The sequence below is a fragment of the Nocardioides pyridinolyticus genome (assembly GCF_054653575.1).
On sequence record NZ_BAAIFY010000019.1, the window covers coordinates 46878 to 73748 of the forward strand.

General features: G+C 72.6%; 25 protein-coding genes. 19 read left to right on the plus strand and 6 right to left on the minus strand.

The features are described from left to right. The first annotated feature begins 18 nt into the window (after positions 1-18). Positions 19-1422 carry a 30S ribosomal protein S12 methylthiotransferase RimO gene (gene rimO, locus ACYQ0U_RS16100; protein WP_459974703.1) on the plus strand — a complete coding sequence of 468 codons (1404 nt, stop codon included), beginning with the start codon at positions 19-21 and terminating at the stop codon, positions 1420-1422. Between the two features lie 58 nt (positions 1423-1480). Beyond that, the gene (gene pgsA, locus ACYQ0U_RS16105; protein WP_459974705.1) at positions 1481-2095 is read left to right on the plus strand and encodes a CDP-diacylglycerol--glycerol-3-phosphate 3-phosphatidyltransferase; all 615 of its coding nucleotides are present in this window, start codon (positions 1481-1483) and stop codon (positions 2093-2095) included. A gap of 71 nt (positions 2096-2166) precedes the next feature. Here pgsA and ACYQ0U_RS16110 read toward each other — a convergent pair whose 3' ends face one another. Further along, positions 2167-4086 carry a bifunctional metallophosphatase/5'-nucleotidase gene (locus ACYQ0U_RS16110; protein ID WP_459974707.1) on the minus strand — a complete coding sequence of 640 codons (1920 nt, stop codon included), beginning with the start codon at positions 4084-4086 and terminating at the stop codon, positions 2167-2169. 164 nt (positions 4087-4250) lie between these two features. Here ACYQ0U_RS16110 and ACYQ0U_RS16115 point away from each other — a divergent pair, with 164 nt between their 5' ends. The 3 genes from ACYQ0U_RS16115 to ACYQ0U_RS16125 are packed head-to-tail and all read left to right on the plus strand — an operon-like array spanning position 4251 to position 7871. After that, positions 4251-7037, plus strand: coding sequence for an ExeM/NucH family extracellular endonuclease (locus tag ACYQ0U_RS16115; RefSeq protein ID WP_459974709.1), 2787 nt, complete (start codon positions 4251-4253; stop codon positions 7035-7037). A gap of 10 nt (positions 7038-7047) precedes the next feature. Continuing rightward, positions 7048-7536, plus strand: coding sequence for a CinA family protein (locus ACYQ0U_RS16120; RefSeq protein WP_459974711.1), 489 nt, complete (start codon positions 7048-7050; stop codon positions 7534-7536). Between the two features lie 32 nt (positions 7537-7568). After that, on the plus strand, positions 7569-7871 hold the full coding sequence (locus tag ACYQ0U_RS16125; RefSeq protein ID WP_459974713.1) for a helix-turn-helix domain-containing protein: 303 nt from the start codon (positions 7569-7571) through the stop codon (positions 7869-7871). On the opposite strand, the gene ACYQ0U_RS16130 is transcribed toward ACYQ0U_RS16125, so the two are convergent. The 3 genes from ACYQ0U_RS16130 to ACYQ0U_RS16140 all read right to left on the minus strand — a co-directional run bounded on the left by ACYQ0U_RS16130 (position 7855) and on the right by ACYQ0U_RS16140 (position 13672). Continuing rightward, positions 7855-8682: a DNA-formamidopyrimidine glycosylase family protein gene (locus ACYQ0U_RS16130; RefSeq protein ID WP_459974715.1), complete on the minus strand. Its 828-nt coding sequence runs from the start codon at positions 8680-8682 to the stop codon at positions 7855-7857. The genes ACYQ0U_RS16125 and ACYQ0U_RS16130 overlap by 17 nt on opposite strands. Beyond that, on the minus strand, positions 8675-13213 hold the full coding sequence (locus tag ACYQ0U_RS16135; RefSeq protein WP_459974717.1) for an ATP-dependent helicase: 4539 nt from the start codon (positions 13211-13213) through the stop codon (positions 8675-8677). Before ACYQ0U_RS16135 ends, ACYQ0U_RS16130 begins: the two co-directional genes overlap by 8 nt. Positions 13214-13282: 69 nt before the next feature. Next, a complete protein-coding gene (locus tag ACYQ0U_RS16140) occupies positions 13283-13672 on the minus strand; it encodes a RidA family protein (protein WP_459974719.1) in 390 nt (129 codons plus the stop codon). 333 nt (positions 13673-14005) lie between these two features. On the opposite strand from ACYQ0U_RS16140, the gene ACYQ0U_RS16145 reads away from it, so the two are divergent. From ACYQ0U_RS16145 to ACYQ0U_RS16200, 12 genes are all read left to right on the plus strand, one after another. Further along, complete coding sequence (locus tag ACYQ0U_RS16145) at positions 14006-14962, plus strand: ABC transporter ATP-binding protein (RefSeq protein ID WP_459974721.1); 957 nt, start codon at positions 14006-14008, stop codon at positions 14960-14962. After that, complete coding sequence (locus ACYQ0U_RS16150) at positions 14962-15777, plus strand: ABC transporter permease (RefSeq protein WP_459974722.1); 816 nt, start codon at positions 14962-14964, stop codon at positions 15775-15777. Before ACYQ0U_RS16145 ends, ACYQ0U_RS16150 begins: the two co-directional genes overlap by 1 nt. Then, a complete protein-coding gene (locus ACYQ0U_RS16155; protein ID WP_459974724.1) occupies positions 15777-16583 on the plus strand; it encodes an ABC transporter permease in 807 nt (268 codons plus the stop codon). The genes ACYQ0U_RS16150 and ACYQ0U_RS16155 overlap by 1 nt, the downstream gene beginning before the upstream one ends. A gap of 78 nt (positions 16584-16661) precedes the next feature. Continuing rightward, positions 16662-17801 carry a DinB family protein gene (locus ACYQ0U_RS16160; RefSeq protein WP_459974726.1) on the plus strand — a complete coding sequence of 380 codons (1140 nt, stop codon included), beginning with the start codon at positions 16662-16664 and terminating at the stop codon, positions 17799-17801. Positions 17802-17808: 7 nt separating this feature from the next. Next, complete coding sequence (locus tag ACYQ0U_RS16165) at positions 17809-18003, plus strand: DUF3046 domain-containing protein (protein WP_459974728.1); 195 nt, start codon at positions 17809-17811, stop codon at positions 18001-18003. After that, complete coding sequence (locus ACYQ0U_RS16170; protein WP_459974730.1) at positions 17967-19253, plus strand: MFS transporter; 1287 nt, start codon at positions 17967-17969, stop codon at positions 19251-19253. The genes ACYQ0U_RS16165 and ACYQ0U_RS16170 overlap by 37 nt, the downstream gene beginning before the upstream one ends. Beyond that, on the plus strand, positions 19250-20038 hold the full coding sequence (locus ACYQ0U_RS16175; RefSeq protein WP_459974732.1) for an S-methyl-5'-thioadenosine phosphorylase: 789 nt from the start codon (positions 19250-19252) through the stop codon (positions 20036-20038). Before ACYQ0U_RS16170 ends, ACYQ0U_RS16175 begins: the two co-directional genes overlap by 4 nt. A gap of 166 nt (positions 20039-20204) precedes the next feature. Next, positions 20205-21248, plus strand: a complete 1044-nt coding sequence (gene recA, locus ACYQ0U_RS16180) for a recombinase RecA (protein WP_459974734.1) — start codon at positions 20205-20207, stop codon at positions 21246-21248. Between the two features lie 2 nt (positions 21249-21250). After that, positions 21251-21922: a regulatory protein RecX gene (locus tag ACYQ0U_RS16185; RefSeq protein WP_459974736.1), complete on the plus strand. Its 672-nt coding sequence runs from the start codon at positions 21251-21253 to the stop codon at positions 21920-21922. A gap of 25 nt (positions 21923-21947) precedes the next feature. Next, entirely contained in the window at positions 21948-22433 is a 486-nt protein-coding gene (locus ACYQ0U_RS16190) for a phosphoribosyltransferase (RefSeq protein ID WP_459974738.1), read from the plus strand. Further along, positions 22430-23134 (plus strand): GNAT family N-acetyltransferase, encoded by a 705-nt coding sequence (locus ACYQ0U_RS16195; protein WP_459974740.1) that lies wholly within the window; start codon positions 22430-22432, stop codon positions 23132-23134. The genes ACYQ0U_RS16190 and ACYQ0U_RS16195 overlap by 4 nt, the downstream gene beginning before the upstream one ends. Positions 23135-23141: 7 nt before the next feature. Next, a complete protein-coding gene (locus ACYQ0U_RS16200; protein ID WP_459974742.1) occupies positions 23142-23987 on the plus strand; it encodes a polyphosphate kinase 2 family protein in 846 nt (281 codons plus the stop codon). A gap of 18 nt (positions 23988-24005) precedes the next feature. Here the strand turns inward: ACYQ0U_RS16200 and ACYQ0U_RS16205 are convergent, their stop codons facing one another. Then, positions 24006-24689 (minus strand): hypothetical protein, encoded by a 684-nt coding sequence (locus ACYQ0U_RS16205; RefSeq protein ID WP_459974744.1) that lies wholly within the window; start codon positions 24687-24689, stop codon positions 24006-24008. Positions 24690-24790: 101 nt separating this feature from the next. On the opposite strand from ACYQ0U_RS16205, the gene ACYQ0U_RS16210 reads away from it, so the two are divergent. Together ACYQ0U_RS16210 and ACYQ0U_RS16215 are read left to right on the plus strand one after the other, a co-directional pair. Beyond that, the gene (locus ACYQ0U_RS16210; protein WP_459974746.1) at positions 24791-25558 is read left to right on the plus strand and encodes a HipA family kinase; all 768 of its coding nucleotides are present in this window, start codon (positions 24791-24793) and stop codon (positions 25556-25558) included. Then, complete coding sequence (locus ACYQ0U_RS16215; protein WP_459974748.1) at positions 25555-25935, plus strand: DUF3037 domain-containing protein; 381 nt, start codon at positions 25555-25557, stop codon at positions 25933-25935. The genes ACYQ0U_RS16210 and ACYQ0U_RS16215 overlap by 4 nt, the downstream gene beginning before the upstream one ends. Positions 25936-26076: 141 nt before the next feature. Here ACYQ0U_RS16215 and ACYQ0U_RS16220 read toward each other — a convergent pair whose 3' ends face one another. Further along, positions 26077-26820, minus strand: coding sequence for a sirohydrochlorin chelatase (locus ACYQ0U_RS16220; protein WP_459974750.1), 744 nt, complete (start codon positions 26818-26820; stop codon positions 26077-26079). Positions 26821-26871: the final 51 nt, after the last annotated feature.

The window sequence follows — 26871 nt, forward strand, 5'->3', positions numbered from 1 at the left end:
TGCGATACTGGCTCGGTTATGACGACGGAGACTCAAGCCCTGCTCTCGGTGGCGATGGTGACCCTCGGGTGCGCCCGCAACGAGGTCGACTCCGAGGAGCTCGCCGGGCGGCTCGAGGCGGGCGGCTTCCTCCTCGTGGCGGACCCGGAGGACGCGGACACCGTCGTCGTCAACACCTGCGGCTTCGTGGAGTCGGCGAAGAAGGACTCCGTCGACACCCTGCTCGAGGCCGCGGACCTCAAGGCCTCCGGCCGGCCCCAGGCCGTCGTGGCGGTCGGCTGCATGGCCGAGCGGTACGGCAAGGAGCTCGCCGACTCGCTGCCCGAGGCCGACGCCGTGCTCGGCTTCGACGACTATCCCGACATCGCCGCGCGGCTGCGCTCGATCGTCGCGGGGGAGACCCACCAGGCCCACACCCCGCAGGACCGGCGGCTGCTGCTCCCGATCACCCCGGTCGAGCGATCGCTGTCCACGGCTCCGGTGCCCGGGCACGCCTCCGGCCCCGCGTCGGTACGCCGCCGCCTGGAGTCCGGCCCGACGGCGTCGCTGAAGCTGGCCAGCGGCTGCGACCGGCGCTGCTCGTTCTGCGCCATCCCGTCCTTCCGCGGCTCGTTCGTGAGCCGCCGGCCCTCCGACGTCCTCCAGGAGGCCCGTTGGCTGGGCGAGCAGGGCGTGCGCGAGCTGTTCCTCGTCAGCGAGAACTCCACTTCCTACGGCAAGGACCTCGGCGACCTGCGACTGCTCGAGACGCTCCTGCCCGAGCTCGCGGCCGTCGACGGCGTCGCCCGGGTGCGCGTCTCCTACCTCCAGCCCGCCGAGACCCGGCCCGGCCTGATCGAGGCGATCGCGACGACGCCGGGCGTCACGCCGTACTTCGACCTCTCGTTCCAGCACGCCAGCAACGCGGTGCTGCGGCGGATGCGCCGCTTCGGCGACCCGGACAGCTTCCTCGGCCTGCTCGACCAGGTGCGGTCGCTCGCGCCGGAGGCGGGCGTGCGCTGCAACGTGATCGTGGGCTTCCCGGGTGAGACCGAGACCGATCTTCAGGTGCTCTGCGACTTCCTCGTCGCGGCCCGTCTCGACGTCACGGGCGTCTTCGGCTACTCCGACGAGGACGGGACCGAGGCGGCGACGTACGACGACAAGCTCGACGAGGACGAGGTCCGGGCGCGGACGGAGCACGTGAGCGCGCTCGTCGAGGAGCTGACCTCCCAGCGGGCCGCGGAGCGCGTGGGGGAGACCGTCGAGGTGCTCGTCGAGCGCGTCGACGCCGACGGCACCGTCGAGGGCCGGGGCGCCCACCAGGGGCCCGAGGTCGACGGGTCGACCTACCTCGTCGACAGCGACGCGCGGGTTGGCGACCTCGTGCGGGCCACGGTCGTCGGCTCCGAGGGCGTCGACCTCTACGCTCGGGCACTGTGATGTCCACCCCACGAAAAGACTCGCTGCGCTCGCTTTCCGCGGGGACCCCGGAGAAGCCATGACCGAGGCGACCGAGACCAAGCCCAGCAACTGGAACGTTCCCAACGTCCTCACGACGCTGCGCATCGTCCTGGTGCCGTTCTTCGGCTGGGCGCTGCTGGTCGACGGCGGTGACTCGATCATGTGGCGCTGCGTCGCCTTCGCGATCTTCTTCGTCGCGATGGTCACCGACAAGATCGACGGCGACCTGGCCCGCAAGCACGACCTGATCACCGACTTCGGCAAGATCGCCGACCCGATCGCCGACAAGGCGGTCACCGGCATGGCCTTCATCGGCCTCTCGATCGTCGGCGACGTGTGGTGGGCAGTGACGATCGTCGTGCTGCTGCGCGAGTGGAGCGTCACGCTGCTGCGCCTCTCGATCCTGAAGAAGGTCGTGATCGCGGCCGCCGACCTCGGCAAGCTGAAGACCACGTTCCAGGCGATCGCGCTCGGCACGCTCTGCCTTCCGTTGAGGAACGACGACCTGGCCGGCTGGCTGGTGGTCCCGGGCGAGGTGCTCTTCTACGCCGCCCAGGCCTGCCTCGCGGTGGCCGTCGCGCTGACCCTCTGGTCCGGCTGGGAGTTCTACCGGGACGTGTGGAAGCAGCGGGCGACGCTCCGCAGCCGCTGACGTACCGGTCGGGAACGGCGTCGGCCCGCCCGGCGGTATGCCGAGCGGGCCGATGCGCATCGATCCGGTGATCAGTCCTGTCGGGTGATCCGGTCGGTCACCGGCGTGGTGACCGGGTCGTGGGCCTCCAGGTACATCCGCAGCGAGTCGATGTCGAGCCCGCCGAAGTAGGTGTTGGTCGCGTCCCGGAACACCGTGAAGCCGTCACCACCGCCGGAGAGGAAGTTGTTCGCGACGACGCGGTAGGTCGTCGCGTCCACGATCGGCACCATGGGGGTCGCCGGGTCACCGTCGGCGTCCACCATGACCGTTCCCGGCACCAGGGCGTCGGTGTCGGCCAAGGCGGCCTGCGATGCGTCCCAGGTGTAGGTCAGGCCCGAGACCTGGAGGATCTTGCGGCTCGACTCGTTGGCGCCGTTCCACTGCTGGTTCAGGATCGCCTTGATCTGGGCGCCCGTCAGGTCCATGGAGACCATGAAGTTGTTGAACGGCTGGACGGTGAACGCCGCACCGTAGGTGACGTCGCCCGCCTCGTTCTCGACCAGGTCGGCCCGGATGCCGCCGGGGTTCATCAGCGCGATCACCGGCTGGTTCGCGGTCGATCCGCTCGCGCCCGCCTCGATCGTGGTGGGGTCGGCGACCTGCCCGTCGGCGATCAGGTCACCCAGCGGCGACTCGCCGTCGGCATCCTGGGTCCGCGAGATCAGCGTGCCGTCGGCGATGTGCCCGATCACCTTGTTCGCGATGGCGGACACCAACGTCTTGTACGTGTCGATGATCGACTGGACCTTCGCGAGCGGCGAGACCGACTCGTCGTTGGTCGCGATCAGGTTCTCCGCGAAGGCGGCCGGCCGCACGATGTCGTGCGTCTTCCGATCGATGAGCAGGTGCAGCTTGGTGACCATCCGGCCGAACGAGAACGCGCTCGTGAACAGCCGGGGCTGGCCCTTCGGGTCCTGGACCACACAGTTGTAGGGCTGGTGCGTGTGACCGGTGACGACGACGTCGATCGCCGGGCTGAGGTTCTGCGCGATCTCGAGCCCCGCGCCGCTGACGCCCGAGCAGGAGTTGTAGGCCGTGGGGTCCGTCGGCGTGGCGCCTTCGTGCAGCAGGACGACGATCGACTTCACGCCCCGTTCGCGCAGCTTCGGGACGAGCGCGTTGGCCGTCTCCACCTCGTCGGCGAAGGTCAGGCCCTGGACACCCGACGCGGTGACGATGTCGGGCGTGCCCTCCAGCGTCATGCCGATGAAGCCGACCTTCTCGCCCCTCACCTTCATGACCTTCGTGGCCGGGAGGAGCGTCTTGCTCTGGTGGGCGCTGGGGTCGGTCCACCGGACGTTCGCGGCGAGGAACGGGAAGTCGGCGCCGTCGAAGTCCTGGTCGCCGGGGCAGGAGTTCTGCCCGTTGGCGCCGTCGGCGCCGTCGGCGAGGCAGCCACCGCGCTGGAGGCGGCGGAGCTCCTGCCAGCCCTCGTCGAACTCGTGGTTGCCGACCGAGGCGACCTGGAGCCCGAGCGCGTTCATCACCTTGATCGTCGGCTCGTCGTGGAACGCCGCGGAGAGCAGGGGCGAGGCGCCGACGATGTCGCCCGGTGCGACCGTGATCGGGACGGCTCCGGCCGCCCGGGACTTCGTCCGCTCGTTCGCCAGCAGGCGGCCGAGGTAGGCCGCGCCACCGGCGTTGGTGTTGTTCACCCGGCCGCTCGACCCGCTCGGCGGCTCCAGGTTGCCGTGGAAGTCGTTGAACGCCAGCAGGTCGAGCTTGACGAACTGCTTCTTGCCCTTCTTGCCCAACTTGTGGGCCAGCTTCGCGTAGGACGTCTTGGCTGACAGGCCGGACGTCCCGGCCCTGTCGGACTGGGCAGCGCCCCGATCGGGGGCGGCGGACGCGGTGGTGGTCGCGGTGGTGGCCGCGGCCCCGGCGAGCACCAACGATGTGAGCGCAGCCGCGACCGGGATGGCCCGAGCGGTACGACGGTTAGGTTGCATGTCGTCTCCCTAGGAATGGTTCCGAGGGCGGTAACTTAACCCGCTCGGGCGGTGTCGCGGGGCGTTCATCGGGGCGGCTCCTGATTCTCACCTCCGGACAGTGGTCAGCAGCCCGACGACGTCATACGGTCGTCACTCCACACCTGCATTCTCGGAAGGTCACCATGTCTCAGACGTCTCGGGCGTCGCGGGGGCTGGCGGTCGTCGCGGGCCTCGCCGCGACGGTCTCCGGTCTCGCGCTCCTCTCCAGCCCACCCGCCACCGCGGCCAGCACGGGCCTCGTCATCAGCGAGGTGTACGGCGGCGGCGGCAACTCCGGCGCCACGTACACGCACGACTTCATCGAGCTCTACAACCCGACGTCCGCGCCGATCAGCGTCGACGGCATGTCGGTGCAGTACCGCAGCAGCGCCGGCACCGGCGCGGGCAGCGTCACCCCGCTGAGCGGCTCCGTCCCGCCGGGCGGCCACTACCTGGTCCAGGAGGCGCAGGGCGCCGGCGGGACGACCCCGCTGCCGACCCCCGACGCCACGGGCACCATCGCGATGAGCGGCACCGCCTTCACCGTGTGGCTCGCCACCGGCACGACGGCCCTGAGCCCCACGGCGGACGGCGCCGCCGTCCGCGCCGGGATCGTCGACCTGGTCGGCGTCAACAGCAACACGTTCGAGACCGCGAAGGCGGCGGGCACCGCCAACGCGACGTCGTCGAGCCGGAGCGGCGCCGACACCGACAACAACGCGAACGACTTCGCGACCGGAGCGCCGAGCCCGCAGTCCGCCGGCTCCACCCCGCCGGAGGAGCCCGAGCCGGTCGAGGCGACCATCGCCGAGATCCAGGGGACCGGGGACGCCTCGCCGCTCGCCGGCGACCCCGTCATCACCGAGGGCGTCGTCACGGCGGCGTACCCCACCGGGGGCTTCAACGGCTTCTACCTCCAGACCGGAGGCACCGGCGCCGGCGCCGACGCGACGCCGGGTGCGTCCGACGCCGTGTTCGTCTACGGCAACGGCGGCGCCGGCCAGGTCGCGATCGGCGACTCGGTCCGCGTCACCGGGGAGGTCACCGAGTTCCAGGGGCTCACCGAGATCAACCTGGACCAGGTGACGCCGCTCGCGACGCCGCTGGCCCCCGTGGTCCCGCACGCGACCAGCGTCCCCGCCGCGGCCGACCGCGAGGCGCACGAGGGGGAGCTCTACGCGCCGACCGGCGACTTCACGGTCACGGACAACTTCTCGACCAACCAGTACGCCGAGATCGGCCTCGCCGCCGGCGACCACCCCCTCATCCAGCCGACCGACGTCGCGGACGCCCAGGACCACGCGGCGATCGCGGCGGTCGTGGCCGACAACGCCGACCGGGGGGTCGTGCTCGACGACGGCGCCAGCATCAACTTCCTGCCGTTCGGCGGCGGCGCCAACCAGGACGTCCCGCTGCCATGGCTCTCGAAGGCCAACCCGGTCCGGGTCGGCTCGGCCGTGGACTTCACCGGTCCGGTGGTGCTCGACTTCCGCAACAGCACCTGGAAGTTCCAGCCGACGTCCCGGGTCACCGGCAGCGGCGCCGAGGTCGCGACCTTCGAGAACACCCGCGCGGAGAACGCCGCCCCGGCCGCTGTCGGCGGTGACATCCGCCTGGCGACGTTCAACGTGCTCAACTACTTCAACACCACCGGGGCGGACTACGAGGCCGCGCACCCGGGTTCGTGCGAGTACTTCGTCGACCGCGACGACGACCCGGTGACCGTCGACGACTGCGGACCGACCGGACCTCGCGGTGCGGCCGAGGACGAGGACCTCGCCCGCCAGCAGGTGAAGATCGTCCACGCGATCAACGGCCTGCACGCGAGCATCGTGTCGCTGGAGGAGATCGAGAACTCGGTCGCCCTCGGTGAGGCGGACCGCGACGACGCGCTCTCCGAGCTCGTCGACGCGCTCAACGCCGACGCCGGTGCCGGCACCTGGGCGTTCGTGCCCTCGCCCGACCCGGCGGACCTCCCGCCGGTCGCCGAGCAGGACGTCATCCGGACGGCCTTCATCTACCAGCCGGCGGCGGTCGAGCCGGTCGGGGAGTCGGTGGTCCTCACCGGGAGCCCGGCCTTCGGCAACGCCCGCGAGCCGCTCGCCCAGGCCTTCAAGGGTGCCGGCCTGCCCGATGCCGAGGCCTTCGCCGTGATCGTCAACCACTTCAAGTCCAAGGGCTCCGGGACCCCGGACCCCGACGGTCAGGGCAACGCGAACGTCGACCGGGTCGCCCAGGCCGAGGCGCTGTGGCCCTTCGCCGAGCAGTTCGCGGCGTCGCGCGGCACCGACGAGGTGTTCCTCACCGGCGACTTCAACTCCTACACGCAGGAGGACCCGCTGCAGGTGCTCTACGGACACGGGTACACGAACCTGGAGTCCACGAGCGACCCGGACGAGACGACGTACTCCTTCGACGGCCTGTCGGGCTCGCTCGACCACGTGCTGGCCAACCCGGCGGCGCTGGAGATGGTCACCGGCGTCGACATCTGGCGGATCAACGCCGACGAGTCGGTCGCCTTCGAGTACAGCCGCGACAACTACAACGTGACCAGCTTCTACGAGGAGAACCCCTTCCGCGCCTCGGACCACAACCCCGAGATCGTCGGCCTGGAGCTGCCGGACCTCGGCCCGGTGGCCGCGACCGTGGAGGCCCAGGACACCGAGGCCGTCTACAGCAAGGAGCCGGTGCGGGTGCCGGTCCGGGTCATCGCCGAGGGCGTCGTGCCCACCGGGGTCGTGTCGCTCCTCGACGGCCACCGGGTGCTCGGCACCGCCACCCTCCAGGACGGTGCTGCCGTGATCTCGCTGCCGAAGAAGGCGCTCAAGCGGGGCACGTACACCTTCACGGTGACGTACGCGGGCGACGAGCAGGTCGAAGCGGGGTCGACGGAGGTGACGGTCCGGGTCACGAACCCCGCGGGGCACTAGCCTGACCGGCGTGACCGACCACGCCTCCGGGATCCACCAGCAGCTCCGCGCGGTCGGGGCGACCGTGGCCACCGCCGAGTCACTGACCGGCGGACGGCTCGCGGCCGCCCTGACCGCGACGCCCGGCGCCTCGGAGACGTACGTCGGTGGCGTGGTCACCTACGCCACCGAGCTCAAGGTCGCGCTGCTGGGCGTGCCGGAGCGGCTGGTCGACGAGCACGGCGTCGTGTCGCCCGAATGCGCCCGCGCGATGGCCGCCGGCGTGCGCACGCTGACCGGGGCGACGTACGGCATCGCGACGACGGGGGTCGCCGGCCCGGCCGAGCAGGAGGGCAAGCCCGCGGGCACCGTGTTCGTCGGGATCGCCGGCCCGGAGCTGGTGGAGGTGGTCGCGCTCGAGCTCAGCGGCCGGCGCGAGCAGGTCCAGGAGCGCACGGTCCGGGAGGCGGTCGAGGCCTTCGAGGGCGTCCTGCGCCGGGAAGAAACATCCCTCGGGTAGCGTTGGGAAGAACGAATCGGAAGGAGACGCGCATGGTGCTGTTCCGCCGCCTGCTGGGCGACGTGCTCCGTGACCTACGGATGCAGCGTGGCCTGACCCTGCGCGAGGTCTCCGCCGAGGCCCGGGTCAGCCTGGGCTACATCTCCGAGATCGAGCGGGGCCAGAAGGAAGCGTCCTCCGAGCTCCTCGCCTCGCTGTGCGCGGCGCTCGACGTCCCGCTCTCGGAGGTGCTGCGCGACGTCTCCGGCGCGGTCGCCCTCGAGGAGGCCGCCGCGAGCCTGTCCCGCATCCCGGTCGCGGCCGCCAACGGCCCGGTCGTCACCTCGGCCGCCTGACGCTCTCCCGCGCCGGCTGGCAGGTCGGGCACCAGTACGCCACGCGCTCGACGCCCGGCTGGCCCAGCTCCGCGCGCTCGATGCGCGTCCCGCAGCGCAGGCACCGCTCCTGGCCGCGGCCGTAGATCCACAGGCTCCGCCCGCGGCGCTTGTCGCCGGTCGTGACGATCTGCGCGTGGTGCCGGTTCTGCTCGAGCATCGTGTGCGCGAGCCGGACCATCCGCAGGGGGTCCTGGACGACCCGCACCGGGTCCCGGGGGTCGTACCCGGTGAGGAAGCACAGCTCGGTGCGGTAGATCGTGCCGATGCCCGCCAGGTTGCGCTGGTCGAGCAGCGCCTCGCCGAGCGGCCGGTCCGGGTCGGCGGTGAGGCGGCGGACCGCCTCCTCGTCGTCCCAGTCGGGGCCGAGCAGGTCGGGCCCGAGGTGGCCGACCACGTCCTCCTCGCGCTCGCGGGGGAGCAGCTCGACGATCCCGAGCTGGAAGCCGACCGCGGTGCGGTCGCCGGCGTCGAGCACGACCCGCACGAGGTGGCCGGGCTTGCCCCAGCGCTCGCCGGGCCGGTACACGCGCCACGCCCCCTCCATCTTCAGGTGGGTGTGGAGCGTCCAGTCCTCGGCCCCGTGGTCGGAGCGGGTACGGATGCGGGTCAGCAGGTGCTTGCCGCGCGAGACCGTCTCGACCACGGTGCCGCCCGCCAGGTCGGCGGTGGCGTGCTGCGGGACCCGGAAGTCGGTGCGGACCAGCGTGCGGCCGTCGAGCGCCTTGCGCAGCCGGTCGGCGGTGCGCCAGACGGCGTCGCCCTCAGGCATCGGTCGACCTCAGCCGGAGTCCCTTCGGTGTCGCGACGAATCCGGCCGCCTGGAGCGCCTCGCGCAGCGGCGTCGACCCCGACCCCAGCAGCTGCTCGCCGTCGGCCTTCTCGACGGTCATCCGGCCGAGCGTGCCCCGCCGCGCGGCCTCGGCCAGCGTGGCCGCCGAGGGGGTCAGCCGGTCGAGGTCGTCGGTCCAGGTGAGCAGGGTGCGGCCGCCGCGCTCGACGTACATCGTGAGGGCACCGTCGACCATCACCACGACCGCGCCGGCCTTGCGGCCCGGCCGATGGCCGCTGGTCTCGGGCCACGGGAGCGCGGCGCCGAAGGGGTTGGCGGGGTCGGTCGCCGCGAGCGCGACCGCCGTCGGCTTGGCCTCGGGCGCCACCTCGGAGAACGTACGCAGCCGGTCCACCGAGCCGGCGGTGCCGAACTGGGCCGCGCCCAGCCCGTCGACGAAGTAGCCGCGCCGGCACCGGCCGGTCTCCTCGAACGCCGCCAGGACCTTGTAGACGGCCGCGAACCCGCCGGCGACCCGCTCGGAGGTGACCGCGCCGCGGGTGACCACGCCGTGCCGGTCGAGCAGCCGCTCGGCCGTCGCGTGCGCCCGGCGCGTCGGGTCCGTGTCGACCTCGGGCAGCAGCGCCCAGCGGCCCGCGGTCTCGGGCGGACCGGTGCGGACCGGGCCGCCGCCGGGACGCCGGCCCAGCCGCGGCGGTGGGCGGCGGCTGCGGTGCGACGGGGAGCCGCTGCGGGTGAGCGCGCGGAGCGGGGCGAGGGTGTCGTTGCTGATCCGGCCCGCCCACACCAGGTCCCAGAGGGCGGCGGACAGCGCGGGGTCGCTCGTCGCGCTCACCTGGTCGGCGAGCTGGCGGAAGAACCACGCGCCGCCCGGTGCGAGCGCGTCGAGCACCGCCTGGTGCAGGTCTCCCAGAGATTCAGGGGAGTGCTCGAAGGGCGCCGGATCGGGGAGCGTGAGCGGCGCCTGGTCGGCGAGGTGGAGCGACACCCAGCCGTCGCTGCCGGGCAGGGACGCGTGCCCGGCCCAGACGACCTCGCCCGAGGCCGTGAGCTCGTCGAGGTACGACGGCTCGTAGTCGCGCACCCGGGAGGCCAGCACCAGCGGCTCGAGAGCACTGGCCGGGACCGCGCAGCCGGCGAGCTGGTCGACCACGGTGAGCACGCCGTCGATGCCGCGGTGCCGGCCGCCGACGTGCTGCCAGGCGGGCAGGAACCGGCCCAGGGTCTCCGACTCGACCGGCTCGATCTCCTGCCGCAGCCGGGCCAGCGAGCGGCGGCGGAGCCGGCGCAGGACCTCGGCGTCGCACCACTCGGTGCCGCTGCCGGAGGGGCGGAACTCGCCGTCGAGCACCCGGCCCTGCGCTCCGAGCCGCTGGAGGGTGTGCCGGACGACCGCGGTGCCCAATCCGAGCCGGGCGGCGACGTCGTCGACGGTGAAGGGGCCGTGCGTCCGGGCGTAGCGGGCGACGAGGTCGCCGAGCGGGTCGTCGACCGGGTCGGTGAAGGCGTCCGGGGTGCCGTGCGGGACCGGGACGCCGAGCCCGTCGCGGAGGCGTCCGATGTCCTCGATCGCGGTCCAGCGCTCCTCGCCGGCCATCCGGACCTCGGCGATCCGCCGCTGGTCGGCGAGCGCCTGCACCCAGGCGCCCACGTCGGCGCCCGCCACGCTGCGCTCGGTGATCTCGGCGGTGCTCAGAGGGCCCAGGAGCCGGAGCAGGTCGGCGACCCCCTCGGCGTCGCGGGCCCGACGGTCCTCGGCGGTGCGCTGGAGCTCCGCCTCGACCTCGGCGAGCACCTCCGGGTCGAGCAGCTCGCGCAGCTCGGCGCGGCCGAGCAGCTCGGCGAGCAGGCCCTGGTCGAGGGAGAGCGCGGCGGCCCGCCGCTCGGCGATGGGGGAGTCGCCCTCGTACATGAACTGGGCGACGTACCCGAACAGCAGGCTGCGCGCGAACGGCGACGGCTGGTGCGTGGCCACGTCGGCGACCTGCACCTCGCGGCGGTCGATGCCGCGCATGAGGGCGACCAGGGCCGGGAGGTCGTAGACGTCCTGGAGGCACTCGCGCACGGCCTCGAGCACGATCGGGAACGACGGGTACTTGGCGGCGACCTCGAGCAGCACGGCCGAGCGCTGCCGCTGCTGCCACAGCGGGGAGCGGCGGCCGGGGTCGCGCCGGGGGAGCAGGAGGGCGCGGGCCGCGCACTCGCGGAACCGGCTCGCGAACAGCGCCGAGCCGCCGACCTCGTCGGTGACGACCGCCTCGATCTCGTCGGGCTCGAAGACGATCACGTCGCCGCCCGGCGGCTCGACGTCGGTGTCGGGGATGCGCACGACGATGCCGTCGTCGGAGGCGACCGCCTGGCCGTCGACGCCGTAGCGCTCGCGCAGCCGGGCGTTGATCGCCAGCGCCCACGGGGCGTGCACGGGGACGCCGTACGGCGAGTGCACCACCAGCCGCCAGTCGCCGAGCTCGTCGCGGAACCGCTCGACGACCAGGGTCTGGTCGCTCGGCAGGAGGTTGGTGGCCTCGAGCTGCTCGTGGAGGTAGGTGACGAGGTTGCCGGCGGCGTAGTCGTCGAGGCCGTCGGCGCGGGCGCGCGCCTCGGCCTGCGGCCGGGGCAGGGCGCCGAGCTCGCGGGTGAAGGCGCCGATCGCGGCGCCGAGCTCGGCGGGCCGGCCGAGGGCGTCGCCCTTCCAGAACGGCAGCCGGCCCGGGACGCCGGGCGCGGGGGTCACGAGGACGCGGTCGTGGGTGATGTCCTCGATCCGCCAGCTGGTCGCGCCCAGGGCGAAGACGTCGCCGACCCGCGACTCGTAGACCATCTCCTCGTCGAGCTCGCCGACTCGGCGGCCGGGGCCCTCGCCGCCGACGAGGAAGACGCCGAAGAGCCCGCGGTCGGGGATGGTGCCGCCGCTGGTGACCGCGAGGCGCTGCGAACCCGGGCGGCCGGTGAGGGTGCCGGTGACGCGGTCCCAGACGATCCGCGGCCGGAGCTCGGCGAACTCGTCGGACGGGTAGCGGCCGCTGAGGAGGTCGAGCGTGGCGTCGTACGCGCTGCGGGGGAGGTTCGTGAACGGCGCGCTGCGCTTGACGAGCTCGTAGAGGTCGTCGGCGGACCAGGCGTCGAGGGCGGTGGCGGCGACGACCTGCTGGGCGAGCACGTCGAGCGGGTTGGCCGGCACGCGCATCGACTCGATGGCGCCGGTGCGCATCCGGCCGACGGCGACCGCCGTCTGGGCCAGGTCGCCGCGGTGCTTGGGGAACAGCACGCCGCGGGAGACCTCGCCCACCTGGTGGCCGGCACGGCCCACGCGCTGGAGGGCGCTGGCGACGCTCGGCGGGCTCTCGATCTGGACCACCAGGTCGACCGCCCCCATGTCGATGCCGAGCTCGAGGCTGCTGGTGGCGACGACGCAGGGGAGCCGCCCGCGCTTGAGGTCGTCCTCGATCAGCGCCCGCTGCTCCTTGGACACCGAGCCGTGGTGGGCCTTCGCGATCAGCGACTCGGCGCCGCTGCTCTGACCGGACTGGGCCATCAGCTGCGCCGGGCTCTGCCCGGGCAGGAGCTGCTCGCCGGTGGCCCGCTCGAAGGCGATCTCGTTGAACCGGGCGGTCAGTCGCTCCGCGAGGCGGCGGGAGTTGGCGAACACGATCGTCGACTTGTGTTGCTCGATCAGGTCGACGACCCGCTCCTCGACGTGGGGCCAGAGGCTCTGCGAGCGCTCGGGGTCGTCGCCGTCCTCGTCGTACTGCTCCGGAGCGGTCATGTCCTCGACCGGCACGACGACCTTGAGGTCCCACTCCTTCTCGCTGGGCGGCGCCACGATCTCGACCGGCGCCGAGCCGCCGAGGAAGCGGGCGACCTCCTCGAGCGGGCGCACCGTCGCGGAGAGGCCGATACGCTGGGCGGAGCGGTCGAGCAGCCCGTCGAGCCGCTCGAGGCTGACCGCGAGGTGGGCGCCGCGCTTGGTGCCGGCGACCGCGTGCACCTCGTCGACGATCACGGTCTCGACGCCCCGCAGCGACTCGCGCGCCTGGCTGGTCAGCATGAGGAAGAGCGACTCGGGCGTGGTGATGAGGATGTCCGGCGGGGCGCTGGTCAGCTTGCGCCGGTCGGCCGCCGGGGTGTCGCCGGAGCGGACCCCGACGCTCACCTCGGGCACGCTGGCGCCGAGCCGCTCGGCGGTGTGGCGGATGCCGGTCAGGGGCGCCCGGAGGTTGCGCTCGACGTCGACGCCCAGGGCCTTGAGCGGGGAGATGTAGAGGACCCGGCAGCGCTGCTGCTTGTCCTCCGGGCGCGGCTGGCTCATCAGCCGGTCGATGCTCCACAGGAACGCGCTCAGCGTCTTGCCCGAGCCGGTGGGCGCCACGACCAGCGCGTGCCGCCCGGCGCCGATCGCCTCCCACGCGCCCAGCTGGGCCGGCGTGGGCTCGGCGAACGCCGCACCGAACCAGGTGCGGGTGGGTTCGCTGAAACGGTCGAGCGCGGTCACCGACCCAGTCTGGCTCATGGCACCGACAGTGCCCGTTGGGACGGGAGTTGTGTCCTTGGACGGCGATGGCGGCCGTGGCCGTGGCCGTCAGCCGAGCACGGCGTCGAGCTCGACCTCGACCTTCCACCGCGGGTCGAGCAGCGCGGCGACGACCACCATCGTGCTCGCCGGGCCCACGCCGCCGAACACCTCGCCGTGCACGGCGCCGACCGCCTCGCCGTCGGCCGCGTCCACGACGTACTGCCGGGTGCGGATGACGTCGGCGACCGTCCCGCCGAGCTCCTCGAGCGCGGTGACGGCGATCTCCCAGCAGCGGCGCGCCTGCACGGCCGGGTCGGGGTCGACGTCGCCGTCCGGCCACACCGGTGCGGTGCCGCTGACGGCGATGGTGCTGCCGACGCGGACGGCGCGGCTGAAGCCGATCGCCGCCTCGAACGGCGATCCGCTGCGGGCGTGCTGGCGGGTGGTGTCGGCCATGGCGGGCAGCGTAGGGCATGTGGTCCGGTCCTGCGGTTTGGTCACCAACCGCAGAACGGGAGCGCTCCCAGCTGCGGTTGGTGACCAAACGGCGACCTCTGCGGCGGTCCGCGGGACAGGTTGTGGCGGGCGGCGCGGCGCGGGAAGCGGCTCGACGCGGGGTGTTCGCTCAGCGGACGCGACCGGCAGGGCCGTGGTGCCCGACTCCCGCGGTTTGGTCACCAACCGCAGGTCCCGGGGGCCGATGTCTGCGGTTTGGTCACCAACCGCGACACCGGACCCCGCCCGATAACCGGAGGCGGCTGTCGGCGGGGCGTCCTAGGGTTCTGTCACGTGACCGCCGCCGACCCCACGACCGACTCCATGATCTTCGCCGCCGGCCTGCGCAAGGCGTTCGGGAGCTTCGAGGCGGTGCGCGGGATCGACGTCGACGTACGCCGCGGCGAGGCGTTCGGCTTCCTCGGCCCGAACGGCGCCGGCAAGTCGAGCACGATGCGGATGGTGGCGGCGGTGTCGCCGGTGAGCGGCGGCACGCTGCGCATCCTCGGTCTCGACCCGGCGACCGACGGGCCGGAGATCCGGAGCCGGATCGGGGTGTGCCCGCAGGAGGACACCCTCGACCTGGAGATCTCCGTACGCGACAACCTCTACGTCTACGGCCGCTACTTCGGCCTTCCGCGCAAGGTGGTGCGCGAGCGCGTCGACGAGCTGCTGGAGTTCGTGCAGTTGAGCGAGAAGGCCAACGCGATGGTCGAGGACCTCTCGGGCGGCATGAAGCGCCGGCTCACGATCGCGCGCAGCCTGATCAACCGGCCCGAGGTGCTGCTGCTCGACGAGCCGACCACCGGCCTGGACCCGCAGGCGCGGCACGTCGTGTGGGACCGGCTGTTCCGGCTCAAGCAGCAGGGCGTGACGCTGGTGCTCACCACCCACTACATGGACGAGGCCGAGCAGCTCGCCGACCGCCTGGTCGTCATGGACAAGGGCGTGATCGTCGCCGAGGGGTCGCCGCTGGCGCTCATCGCCGAGCACTCCACCCGGGAGGTGGCCGAGCTGCGGTTCGGCGTCGCCAGCGAGGGCAACAGCCACGAGGCGCTGGCGAGCAAGGTGGAGGACCTCGCCGACCGGGTCGAGGTGCTGCCCGACCGGCTGCTGCTCTACACCACGGACGGCGAGGAGACGGTCGCCCGGGTCCACGAGCGCGGGCTCCGGCCGGCCGCGACGCTGGTCCGCCGCTCCACGCTCGAGGACGTCTTCCTCCGCCTCACCGGCCGGACGCTGGTCGACTGATGAGCGACGCCGGCCAGCAGGGCACCGCGCCCACCAGCGTCCTCGCCGGCGCCGGGCGCCTGGTCGACTACTGGGCGACCGTCTACCGCCGTAGATGGAAGGGCTCGGCGGTCTCCTCGTTCGTCCTCCCGCTGTTCTACGTCCTCGCGATGGGCGTGCTGCTCGGCGACTACGTCGCGAACGACCCGGCGCAGCTCGAGGGCGCGTCGTCGTACCTCGTCTTCATCGCGCCGGGCCTGCTCGCCGCGCAGGCCATGCAGACGGCGTTCGGCGAGACGACCTACCCCGTCATGGGCATGGTCAAGTGGCACAAGACCTACTTCGGGATGACGGCCTCGCCGCTGAGCGTCCGCGAGGTGATCCTCGGTCACCTCGGGTTCGTGCTCTTCCGCGTCGGCCTCAACTCCGCGGTGTTCACGATCGTGATGGCGCCGTTCGGCGTGTTCTCGACGGTGTCCGGCGCCGTGCTCGCCTTCCTCGTCCAGCTCCTCGTCGGGCTGGCCTTCGCCACCCCGATCTACGCGTTCTCGGCGGGGCTGAAGGACGAGAGCCCGTTCGCGATCGTCTACCGGCTGGGGATGATCCCGCTGTTCCTGTTTTCCGGAGCGTTCTTCCCGATCGAGCACCTCGACCCGTGGATGGAGGCGCTCGCCCAGGCGACCCCACTGTGGCACGGCGTCGATCTCACCCGGATGCTCACGCTCGGCACCGTCGACGCCGGCGCCGCGCTCGTGCACGTCGCCTACCTGGCGGTGCTCGCCGCCCTCGGCTGGTTCTGGGCCATCGCCCGCCTCACGAAGCGGATGTCGCTCTGATGGCCGCCGTCACCACGACCGTCCTGCGTGCCCGGCCCCTGTCGGCGGGCGAGGCCACGGGCCTGCTGATCTACCGGAACTACCTGAGCTACCGGCGCGCCTGGTACATCTTCCTCACCGGGTTCCTCGAGCCGGTCTTCTACCTGTTCTCGATCGGCATCGGCGTCGGCCAACTGGTCACCGGCTTCCAGTTCAACGGCCAGGACATCCCGTACGCCGAGTTCGTGGCCCCCGGCATGCTGGCCGCCTCCGCGATGAACGGCTCGCTGCTCGACTCGACGTTCAACTTCTTCTTCAAGCTCAAGTACACCAAGCTGTTCGACCAGATGCTGGCCACGCCGCTGACCACGATGGACGTCGCCCGCGGCGAGCTCAGCTGGTCGCTGCTGCGCGGCGGCATCTACTCCGCCGGCTTCCTCGCGGTGATGGTCGCGATGGGGCTGGCGTCGTCGTGGTGGGCGCTGCTCGCCGTCCCGGCCGCGCTGCTCATCGGCCTGGCCTTCGGCGGCATCTGCATGGCGCTGACGACGTTCATGCGCAGCTGGCAGGACTTCGAGTGGGTGAACCTCGCGGTGATCCCGATGTTCCTGTTCTCCGCCACGTTCTTCCCGGTCGAGGCCTACCCGACCGCCGTGCAGTGGGTCGTCGAGGCCACGCCGCTCTACCGCGGCGTCGTGCTCTGCCGCGAGCTGACCACCGGCGCCGTCTCGTGGGCCTCGCTCGTCTCCGTGGTCTACCTCGTCGCGATGGGCGTGGTCGGCCTGATGGTCGTCGGCCGCCGGCTCGACCGGCTGCTGCTGAAGTGACCGGAGTTGGCGCCATCTTCCCGCCCCCTGGCGGGATCTCGGGGGCGGCCCGTTGGTCGTGACTGCGAGGATCGGTCCATGGGTGGGACGGTCGTGGCGGACACGAAGGACTGGACGTGGGTGCTCGACGCGCCGTGCCCCGAGTGCGGCTTCGAGGCGGCCGCGGTGACCGTCGACCGGATCCCCGTCGTCATCCGTGACAACGCGACCACGTGGGAGGCGGTGCTGACCCTCCCCGACGCCGCGAGCCGTCCGGCCCCGGGCACCTGGTCGCCGCTGGAGTACGCCTGCCACGTCCGCGACGTGCACCGCATCTTCGACCTCCGCGTGGGCCTGATGCTCGAGGAGGACGAGCCGCTCTTCCCCAACTGGGACCAGGACGCGACGGCCGTCGAGGAGCGGTACGGCGAGCAGGACCCCGCCACCGTCGCGACCGAGCTGCTGGAGGCCGCCGAGCGGGTCGCCGAGCGCTACGAGTCGGTGCCGCCGGGGGACTGGAGCCGGCGGGGCCTCCGCAGCAACGGCAGCGAGTTCACGGTCGAGAGCATCGGGCGGTACCACCTCCACGACCTCGTCCACCACGCCTGGGACGTCCGGGCCGCGGTCGCCCGCGCGACGGTCGCGGCCTACGACGCCTCCGCGGCGGCGTACCGCGACGGCCGGGGCGTGACGGAGGTCGTCGACGCCGCGATCCTCGCCTTCGCCGAGGCCGTCGGCCGCGGGGGACGGGTGCTCGAGATCGGCAGCGGCGGCGGGCACGACGCCCGAGCGCTCGAGGATGCGGGGCTCAGCGTGCGCCGCACCGACGTGTCCGCGGCCTTCGTCGAGCTGCTGCGCGGCGACGGTCATGCCGCCGACGTGGTCGACCCGCTCACCGACGACCTCGACGACCCCGAGCGTCCGGGCACGCCGTACGACGGGGGCTGGGCCAACGCCTGCCTGCTCCACGTCGACCGGACCGACCTGCCCACCGTGCTGCGCCGCCTGGCCGGTGTCGTCGTGGTGGGCGGGCCGCTGCGGCTCAGCCTGAAGGAGGGCGACGGCGACGCGTGGTCCACGCACGGGCACGTGACGGGCCGGCGCCGGTTCACGTACTGGCGCGCCGAGCCGCTGCGCGAGGTCCTCGAGGACGCGGGCTGGTACGTCGAGGAGATCGACCGCTTCGTCGGCGCCCAGACCGGACAGCCGTGGCTGGAGGTCAGGGCGCGCCGGGCATGATGCACCCGTGAGACATACCGAGTTCTGGGCCCGGATGGACGACGCGCTCGGGAAGTCCTACGCGCGCTCCTGGGCCGACCTCTACGTCATGGGCGACCTCGGCGGGCGCACCGCCAACGAGGCGCTCGCCGCCGGCGTGTCCCCGAAGGAGGTGTGGGCCGCGGTATGGCGCGTCCTGGAGCTGCCGCAGAACAAGCGCTGAGCGTTCCCGAGCGCCTCGCGGCGGTCCAGCGCCGCACCGTCCGCACGCTCGTCGTCGCCCAGGCGGTCGGCGCGGTCGGCATCACGATCGGCATCGCCACCGCGTCGCTGCTCGCGCGCGACCTCTCCGGGTCGGAGAGCCTGGCCGGGCTCGCGCAGACCTTCCAGGTCCTCGGAGCGGCGGTGGCGGCCTACCTGCTCGCGCGGACGATGTCGCGGCGCGGCCGCCGCACCGGCCTCGCGACCGGCTACCTCATCGGGGCCGGGGGCGCGGTGCTCGCGGTCGTCGCCGGCGTCCTCGGCTCGATGGCGCTGCTGCTCGTCGGCGCCGTGCTGCTCGGCGCGACCACGGCGGCCAACAGCGGCGCCCGGTACGCCGCCACCGACCTCGCCGCGGACGAGCACAAGGGCCGCGCGCTCTCGACGGTGGTGTGGGCGACGACGATCGGCGCGGTCGCCGGGCCCAACCTCACCGGCCCGTCCGCGGCCTTCGCCGACGCGCTCGGCATCCCCGAGCTGACCGGGCCGTTCGCCCTGGGCAGCATCGGCATGGTCGCGGCGGCGCTGGTGATCTGGCTGCTGCTCCGGCCCGACCCGCTGCTGCTCGCGCGCGAGGCCGCCGGCGTACCCCTGACGGAGCCGCCGGGCACCGCCTGGAACCGCGCGATCACGGCGGCCCGCGAGCGGCCGGTGCTCGCGTTCGCCGTGCTGGGGATGGCCTGCTCGCACGCGGCGATGGTGGCCGTGATGGTGATGACCCCGCTGCACATGGAGCACGGCCATGCCGAGCTCCGGGTGATCGGGCTGGTGATCAGCCTGCACGTGCTCGGCATGTTCGCGTTCTCGCCGCTGGTCGGCATCCTCGCCGACCGCACCAGCCGGCCGGTCGTGCTCGTCGAGGGCGCGGTCCTGCTCCTGGCCGCGCTCGTGCTCTGCGCGGTCGCACCGGAGGGCAGCAGCTGGCAGATCTTCGCCGGCCTGTTCCTGCTCGGCCTGGGCTGGTCCTTCGCCACCGTCTCCGCCTCGACGCTGATCGCCCAGCACGCGCCGCTCGAGGCCCGCACCGACGTCCAGGGCTCCGCGGACCTGGTCATGGGCATCACCGCGGCCGGTGCCGGTGGGCTGGCCGGCGTCGTCGTCGGCGCGTGGGGCTACCCCGAGCTGGCCGTCTGCGCGATCGGGCTCGTCGTCCTGGTCGCCGTCGGCGGGCTCGGTGCGCGGGCGACCTCACTGACAGGCTGGGCGCCATGAGCACCGCTGACGTCGCCGTGATCGGCGGCACCGGCTTCTACTCGTTCCTCACCGACCACGACGAGCACGCCGTCGACACGCCGTACGGCGCCCCCTCGGCGCGCATCGCCGTCGGCACCGTCGCCGGGCGGCGGGTGGCCTTCCTGCCGCGGCACGGCCCGCACCACGAGTTCCCGCCGCACGCGATCCCGTACCGCGCGAACCTGTGGGCGCTCCGCGCCCTCGGCGTCCGGCAGGTGCTCGCACCGTGCGCGGTCGGGGGCCTGTCCGACGCGGTCGCGCCGGGCGACGTCGTCGTGCCCGACCAGCTCGTCGACCGCACCTTCCGGCGGATCCCGTCCTACGTCGAGACCGGGGCGGTGCACCTGCCGTTCGCGGACCCCTACTGCGCCGGCGTCTCGGCCGCCGTCCTGGCCGCCGACGGGGACGTCAAACCCGGTGGCGCGATGGTGGTGGTCGAGGGCCCGCGGTTCTCCACGCGGGCGGAGTCGCAGCAGCACGCGGCGGCGGGCGGCACCCTCATCAACATGACCGGGGCGCCCGAGGCGGCGCTCGCCCGCGAGCTGCGCATGTGCTACGCCGCGATCGCGTTGGTGACCGACATGGACGCGGGTGCGGAGTCGGGTGGGGGAGTCGGCCAGGAGGAGGTGTTCGCGTTGTTCCGGGCGAACCTCGAGCGGCTCACCGGCCTGCTGACGGCCACGGTGGCGGGGCTGCCCGACCCGGCCGGCTGCTCGTGCTCGACGTGGGCCGACGGCATCGAGCTGACCTACGACACGCCCTGACGCCTCCCGAACATCTGTTCGACCGTGGGCTAGTTTCTCTCCACAGGCATGACGTGGAGCGAGGTTGTCCACAGCAGTCGACGGCGCTGATCAGGCACTGTCGGTGGCTCGCTCTAGCGTCGTCGACGTGCCTGGAACCCGACGACAGACAAGGAAGACCAACACCATGGCTGGTGACCGAGAGAAGGCGCTCGACGCCGCGCTCCTGAACATCGAGAAGCAGTTCGGCAAGGGCTCCGTGATGCGCCTCGGCGACGAGACCCGGGCCCCCCTGGAAGTGATCCCCACCGGATCGATCGCGCTCGACGTCGCGCTGGGCCTCGGTGGCCTGCCGCGCGGTCGCGTGGTCGAGATCTACGGTCCCGAGTCGTCGGGCAAGACGACCGTCGCCCTGCACGCCGTGGCCAGCGCCCAGCGCCAGGGCGGCATCGTCGCCTTCATCGACGCCGAGCACGCGCTCGACCCCGAGTACGCCAAGGCGCTCGGCGTCGACACCGACGCCCTCCTCGTCTCCCAGCCCGACTCGGGCGAGCAGGCGCTGGAGATCGCGGACATGCTGATCCGCTCCGGCGCCCTCGACCTGATCGTCATCGACTCCGTCGCCGCGCTCGTGCCGCGCGCCGAGATCGAGGGCGAGATGGGCGACAGCCACGTCGGCCTCCAGGCCCGCCTGATGAGCCAGGCACTGCGCAAGATGACCGGTGCCCTCAACAACTCCAAGACGACCGCGATCTTCATCAACCAGCTGCGCGAGAAGATCGGCGTCATGTTCGGCTCGCCGGAGACCACGACCGGTGGTCGCGCGCTGAAGTTCTACTCCTCGGTGCGCCTCGACGTGCGCCGCATCGAGACGCTCAAGGACGGCACCGACATGGTCGGCAACCGCACCCGCGTCAAGGTCGTCAAGAACAAGGTCGCGCCGCCGTTCAAGCAGGCGGAGTTCGACATCATGTACGGCAAGGGCATCAGCCGCGAGGGTGGCCTGATCGACGTCGGCGTCGAGGCGGGCCTCGTCCGCAAGGCCGGCGCCTGGTACACCTACGAGGGCGACCAACTCGGCCAGGGCAAGGAGAACTCGCGCAACTTCCTGCGCGACAACCCCGACCTCGCCAACGAGCTGGAGAAGAGGATCCTCGAGAAGCTCGGCGTCGGCCCGACGGTCGACAACGAGGTCGCGCCCGCCGAGCCGGTCGGCGTCGGCGACTTCTGAGCATGAGCCTCGGTGAGAACCGTCCCCCGCCGGAGTGGCTGGGGGACGTCTCGGCCGGCGTCGACGCCTGGACCCGGCGCACCGGCGCCGAGCCGGCGGTCGAGGAGGGCGCCCCGGCGCCCGTCTCGAAGCCCCGGGGCCGGCGCCGGACACCGCCGCCCGAGGACGCCGCCGCCCAGGTGCCCGAGGCCGACCCGGAGGCGGTGGCCCGCAAGATCCTGCTCGACCAGCTCACCGGGCAGGCCCGCAGCCGCAAGGAGCTGGCCGACAAGCTCACCGCACGGAACGTCCCGTCCGACGTCGCCACCCGCCTCCTCGACCGGTTCGAGGAGGTCGGGCTGGTCGACGACGAGGCCTTCGCCCGGTCCTGGATCGCCTCGCGCCAGCCGGGCAAGGGCCTGGCCCGACGGGCGCTGGCCCAGGAGCTGCGTCGCAAGGGCGTCCAGGACGAGGTCGCCCGGGAGGCGCTCGACGAGATCGACCCGGCCGACGAGGAGGACGCGGCCCGCGCGCTGGTGCGCAAGAAGCTGCGCTCGCTGAGCCGGGTCGACGACGTCACCGCCACCCGCCGGCTGGTGGGCATGCTGGCCCGCAAGGGCTACGGGTCCGGGATGGCGTTCGCGGTGGTCAAGGACGAGCTGGCGGCGTCGGGCCGTCGAGGTCTGGACGACTGACCGGTCCGACGGGCGAGAATGTCCCGTGGCCGGCGAGCGCGAGATCCTGACCTACGAGCTGTTCGGAACGTCCGTGCGCGAGCTCGCCGAGCAGGTGGTGGACAGCGGGTACGAGCCGGACCTGGTCCTCTCGATCGCCCGCGGCGGCCTCGGGCTCGGGATGGGCCTCGGCTACGCGCTCGACGTGAAGAACCTGTCCGCAGTGAACGTGGAGTTCTACACCGGCGTCGACGAGCGGCTCGACGTGCCGATCATGCTGCCGCCGACGCCGGCCGCGGTCGACCTGGCCGGGCTGAAGGTGTTGATCACCGACGACGTCGCCGACACCGGCCGGACGCTGGAGATCGTCCGGGACTTCTGTGCCGACCACGTCGCGGAGGCGCGGACCGCGGTCATCTACGAGAAGCCGTGGACCGTGGTGCGGCCGGAGTACGTCTGGCGGCGTACCGAGCGCTGGATCGACTTCCCCTGGTCCGCCGAACCGCCGCTGGTCAGCCGGTCCCGCACATGAGCCAGCTCCACCTGGTGGTCCACGACCGGGGCCGGGGCCTCGCCGGGGTCGTGCATGACCGGGAGTCCTGGGCGGCGGCCGCCCGGCGCACGGTCGCGAGCCTGCACGTCGACCCGGTCCCGGTGGACCTGTCGGGGGAGCCGAAGCAGTTCCTGGTCGACCATGACAACCGGGTGAGCGTGCGGGCGATGACCCGCGGTGACCTGCCCGACGTCACCCGCTGGCGCCAGACCGACCACCTGCACCGGTGGTGGGCGTCGGACGGCGAGCCGACGACCGACCGGGTGGCCGAGCAGTACGGCGCCAGCATCGACGGGATGACGCCGACCCGGATGTGGATCGCGGAGGTCAACGGACGCTCGGTCGGGTTCCTCCAGGACTACCGGATCGGCGACTACCCGGAGTACGCCGTGCTCGGCCCCGACCCGGACGCGATCGGGGTCGACTACGCGCTGGCCGAGGAGTGGAGCGGGCGCGGCTTCGGCGTGCGCGTGCTGTGGGCGTGGATGGCCCGGGCGCAGCGCCGGTTCCCGACCGCGACCACGTTCTTCTCCGCCCCCGACCACCGCAACGCCGCGTCGCTGCGGATGCTGGCGAAGGCCGGGTTCGAGCAAGGCCTGTGGTTCGACGAGCCGCAGGAGGACGGCAGCGTGCAGACGGTCATCGGTTGCACGCTCGACGTCCGGCGGGTGCTGGGATGATGTGCCGATGACGGCGCACCCGCTCCGCGTCCCGCCGGGCCCCGTCGACCTCGCGGCGATCCCGACCGACGCCACGCCCGGCTTCGAGGGCGGGAAGGCGGTGGGCAAGCTCGCGCTGCTCGGCATGGGCGACGAGCTCGCCGACCTCCAGGAACGGCTGTTCGCCGAGGGCGTCGCCACCGGGTCGCGGCGCCGCCTGCTGCTGGTGCTCCAGGGCATGGACACCTCCGGCAAGGGCGGGACGCTCAAGCACACCGTCGGCCTGGTCGACCCGCAGGGCGTGCGCATCACGTCGTTCAAGAAGCCGACCGCGGAGGAGCTCGAGCACGACTTCCTGTGGCGGGTCCGCCGGGCGGTCCCGGCGCCCGGCTACCTCGGCGTGTTCGACCGCTCGCACTACGAGGACGTGCTCGTCGGTCGCGTCGACGGGCTGGCCCCGCCCGACGAGATCGAGCGGCGGTACGACGAGATCAACGCGTTCGAGCGCGAGCTGGTCGACGACGGGACCCTCGTGCTCAAGTGCATGCTGCACATCTCGAAGGAGACCCAGCGGGAGCGGCTGCTCGCGCGGCTGGACAACCCCGCCAAGCACTGGAAGTACAACCCCTCGGACCTGACCTCCCGCGCGCGGTGGGACGACTACCAGGCGGCCTACGCCACGATGCTCGAGCGCACGAACACCGAGCAGGCGCCGTGGCACGTGGTGCCGAGCGACCGGAAGTGGTTCCGCAACCTGGCCGTGGGACAGCTGCTCCTCGAGGCGCTGCGCGGGCTGGGGCTGCAGTGGCCGGTCGCCGACTTCGACGTGGCAGCAGAACGGGCCAGGCTGCTCGGGGAGACCCCGGGCGCCTGACCCGTCCAGGAGGAGCTGTCAGTACTTGGTCGTGTAGTACGTCGGGCTGTTGGTGGTCGCGAACGCCTTGCTCGAGGCGATCTGGATCCTCCAGAAGTACTTGCCGCGGCGCGGGGCCGGGAGGTACACGGCGAACCGGCTCTTCTTGTTCGTGCGGACCGTCTTGAACTTCTTCCACTTCTTGCCCTGCTTCTTCAGCACCAGGACCTTGCCCTTGAACTTCGGGCTGACCTGGCCCTTGAGCCCGGCGCGCTTGCCGCTGACGCTGGAGAGGTCGAGCTTGCGCTGGATCTTGCCGCTGAGCGCGGCGCTCGTCGGGGCGTAGTCGCCACTGCCGCTGTAGAGGACCCGGTAGGTCGCGTTGCCGACGGCCTTGGTGGAGTCGTAGAGGTACGCCGAGGACGAGGTCGCGATGGTCTTCCAGTCACCACCCGGCACCAGGCGCTGGACGGTGAGGGAGCCGTTGTACACCTGCGTGCCGCCGTCGGTGACGACCTCGATCGAGAGCGACAGGGTGTCGCCGTAGCGCGGGACGCCCGGCTGGGAGCGGTAGGAGCTCGGGTAGATCCAGCTCTTGCCGTCGGTGCCGCTGACGATCTTGGTGGCGGTGGCGGCCGACGCGGGAACGGCGGTGGTGAGCAGGGCGGCGGGCGCCGCGAGCGAGGTGACGACCGCGGCGGCGAGGATGCGACGAAGGCGCATGACAGGTCCTGTCTTGTTGGTCCGAGTGGGGTGGGCCCCGAGCGCCCACCGCCGACTACCCGACGCTCCGGGTCGGCAAACCGGATCGTTAGGGTGAAGCCGTGATCCCGACCGTGGCCGTGACCCGCTACGTCACGCCGCTGCGTGAGGGCGGCAGCCTGCCCGGCATCGTCGAGGGCGACGACCTCGGCACCTACGTCTGCAAGTTCCGCGGCGCCGGCCAGGGCGTGCAGGTGCTGGTCGCCGAGGTGGTCGTCGGCGAGCTCGCGCGCCGGATCGGGCTCCGCACCCCCGCGCTGGTGGCGCTCGACCTGGACCCGGAGATCGCCCGCTACGAGGCCGACGAGGAGGTCCAGGACCTGCTCAACGCCAGCCCCGGCCTCAACCTGGGCGTCGACTTCCTGCCGGGCGCGTTTGGCTTCGACGGCGAGCTGCCCACAGGCGACGGCGTCGCGGCGAAGGTGCTGTGGCTGGACGCGTTCACCGCGAACGTCGACCGCTCGTGGCGCAACCCGAACCTGCTGTTCTGGCACGGCGACCTGTGGGTGATCGACCACGGCGCCGCGCTCTACTTCCATCACGCCTGGGGCGGGGGCGTCACGGATCCGGACCGGTTCGCGCGCCAGCCCTGGAGCGTCGAGGACCACGTCTTCGCCGGGAAGGCCGGCCAGCTGCCGGCCGCGGACGCGGAGATCGCGGCGACCCTCTCCGAGGACGTCTTCGCCGAGATCCTGGCGCAGGTGCCGGACGCCTGGCTCGAGCCCGTGACCGGTGCGGAGACCCCGGAGGCCGTCCGGGCCGCCTACGTGCGCTTCCTGACCGCCCGCCTCGCGACGCGGCAGTGGCTGCCGGAGGTGGCCGCCCGATGACCAGGCTCGCCTACCAGTACGTCGTCCTGCGGTGCGTGCCGCGCGTGGACCGCGAGGAGTTCGTGAACGTCGGCGTGGTGCTCTACTGCCAGGCCACCGACTTCCTCGGCGTCGCCTGGCACGTCGACCGCGACCGGCTGCGTGCCTTCGACCCGCGGCTCGACCTCGACCAGGTCTGCGAGGCGCTGACCTTCGTCGAGGGTGTCTGCGCCGGCGACGAGCGCGGGGGAGCCGCGTCGCAGAAGCCGATCGGCCAGCGCTTCGGGTTCCTGAAGGCTCCGCGCAGCACGGTCCTCCAGCCCGGCCCCGTGCACGGCGGCGTCACGGCCGACCCCGAGCGGCAGCTCGAGCACCTGATGGAGAAGCTCGTCTCCTAGACGGTCCTCAGGTGCCGACCTGTCATGAATGGTCCCCAGGAGGCCGCTGACCTGTCACTTCTGGCCCATCCCAAGCAGCCAGAAGTGACAGGTCAGCGGGCTGGCAGTGACCAGAGGTGACAGGTCGGCGAGCCCGAACGCTCAGACGGGGACGAGCTCGACGGCGCCGACGGCGTACCGCGCCAGGATCGCGCGGGCCAGCTCGGGGTGCGCCCCCAGCGGGTCCGACACGGCGATCGCGCCGGCCTCGATCGCCAGCTCCGCCGCACGGTCCGGCAGGAAGCCGGGGGCGAGGAACAGCGACGCGACCGCGATGTGGCGGCGGCCCTCGGCGCGGAACGCCCGCACCGCCTCGCCGGTGGCCGGGGGGGAGGAGGAGGCGAACGCCGCCGTGACGGGCAGCTTGTGCTTGGCGCCCCACACGCGGGCGAGCCGGGCGACTGCCTGGTTGGCGAGCGGGTCGCTGGAGCCGGCCGCGGCCAGCACCAGCGCGTCGAGCTCGCGGATCCGCGCGGCGCGCAGGGCCTCGCGCATCCGGACGTCGAGCACCTCGAGGAACTGCGCCTCCAGGCCGAGGATGTTCGTGGCCCGGATCCGCAGGCCCTCGTGCCGGGCCTGGGCCTCGGCGACGGCGCTGGGGACGTCGACCTTCGCGTGGTAGGCGTCGGTCAGGAGCAGCGGTACGACGACGATCTCGTCGTACCCGGCCTTGACCAGCCGGTCCACGACCGTCGTGAACGACGGCTTGGACAGCTCGAGGAAGGCCTGCTCGATGCGCAGGTCGGGGCGCATCGCCCGGACCTCGTCGACGAGGGCCTTGATCGTCGCGGCGGACCGGGGGTCACGGGATCCGTGGGCCAGGGCCACCAGGGCAGGAGCAGTCATCGCACTGCCTCCTTTGGGGTGCGTGTTCCTTCGTGGGGTGCGAGGCCGGCC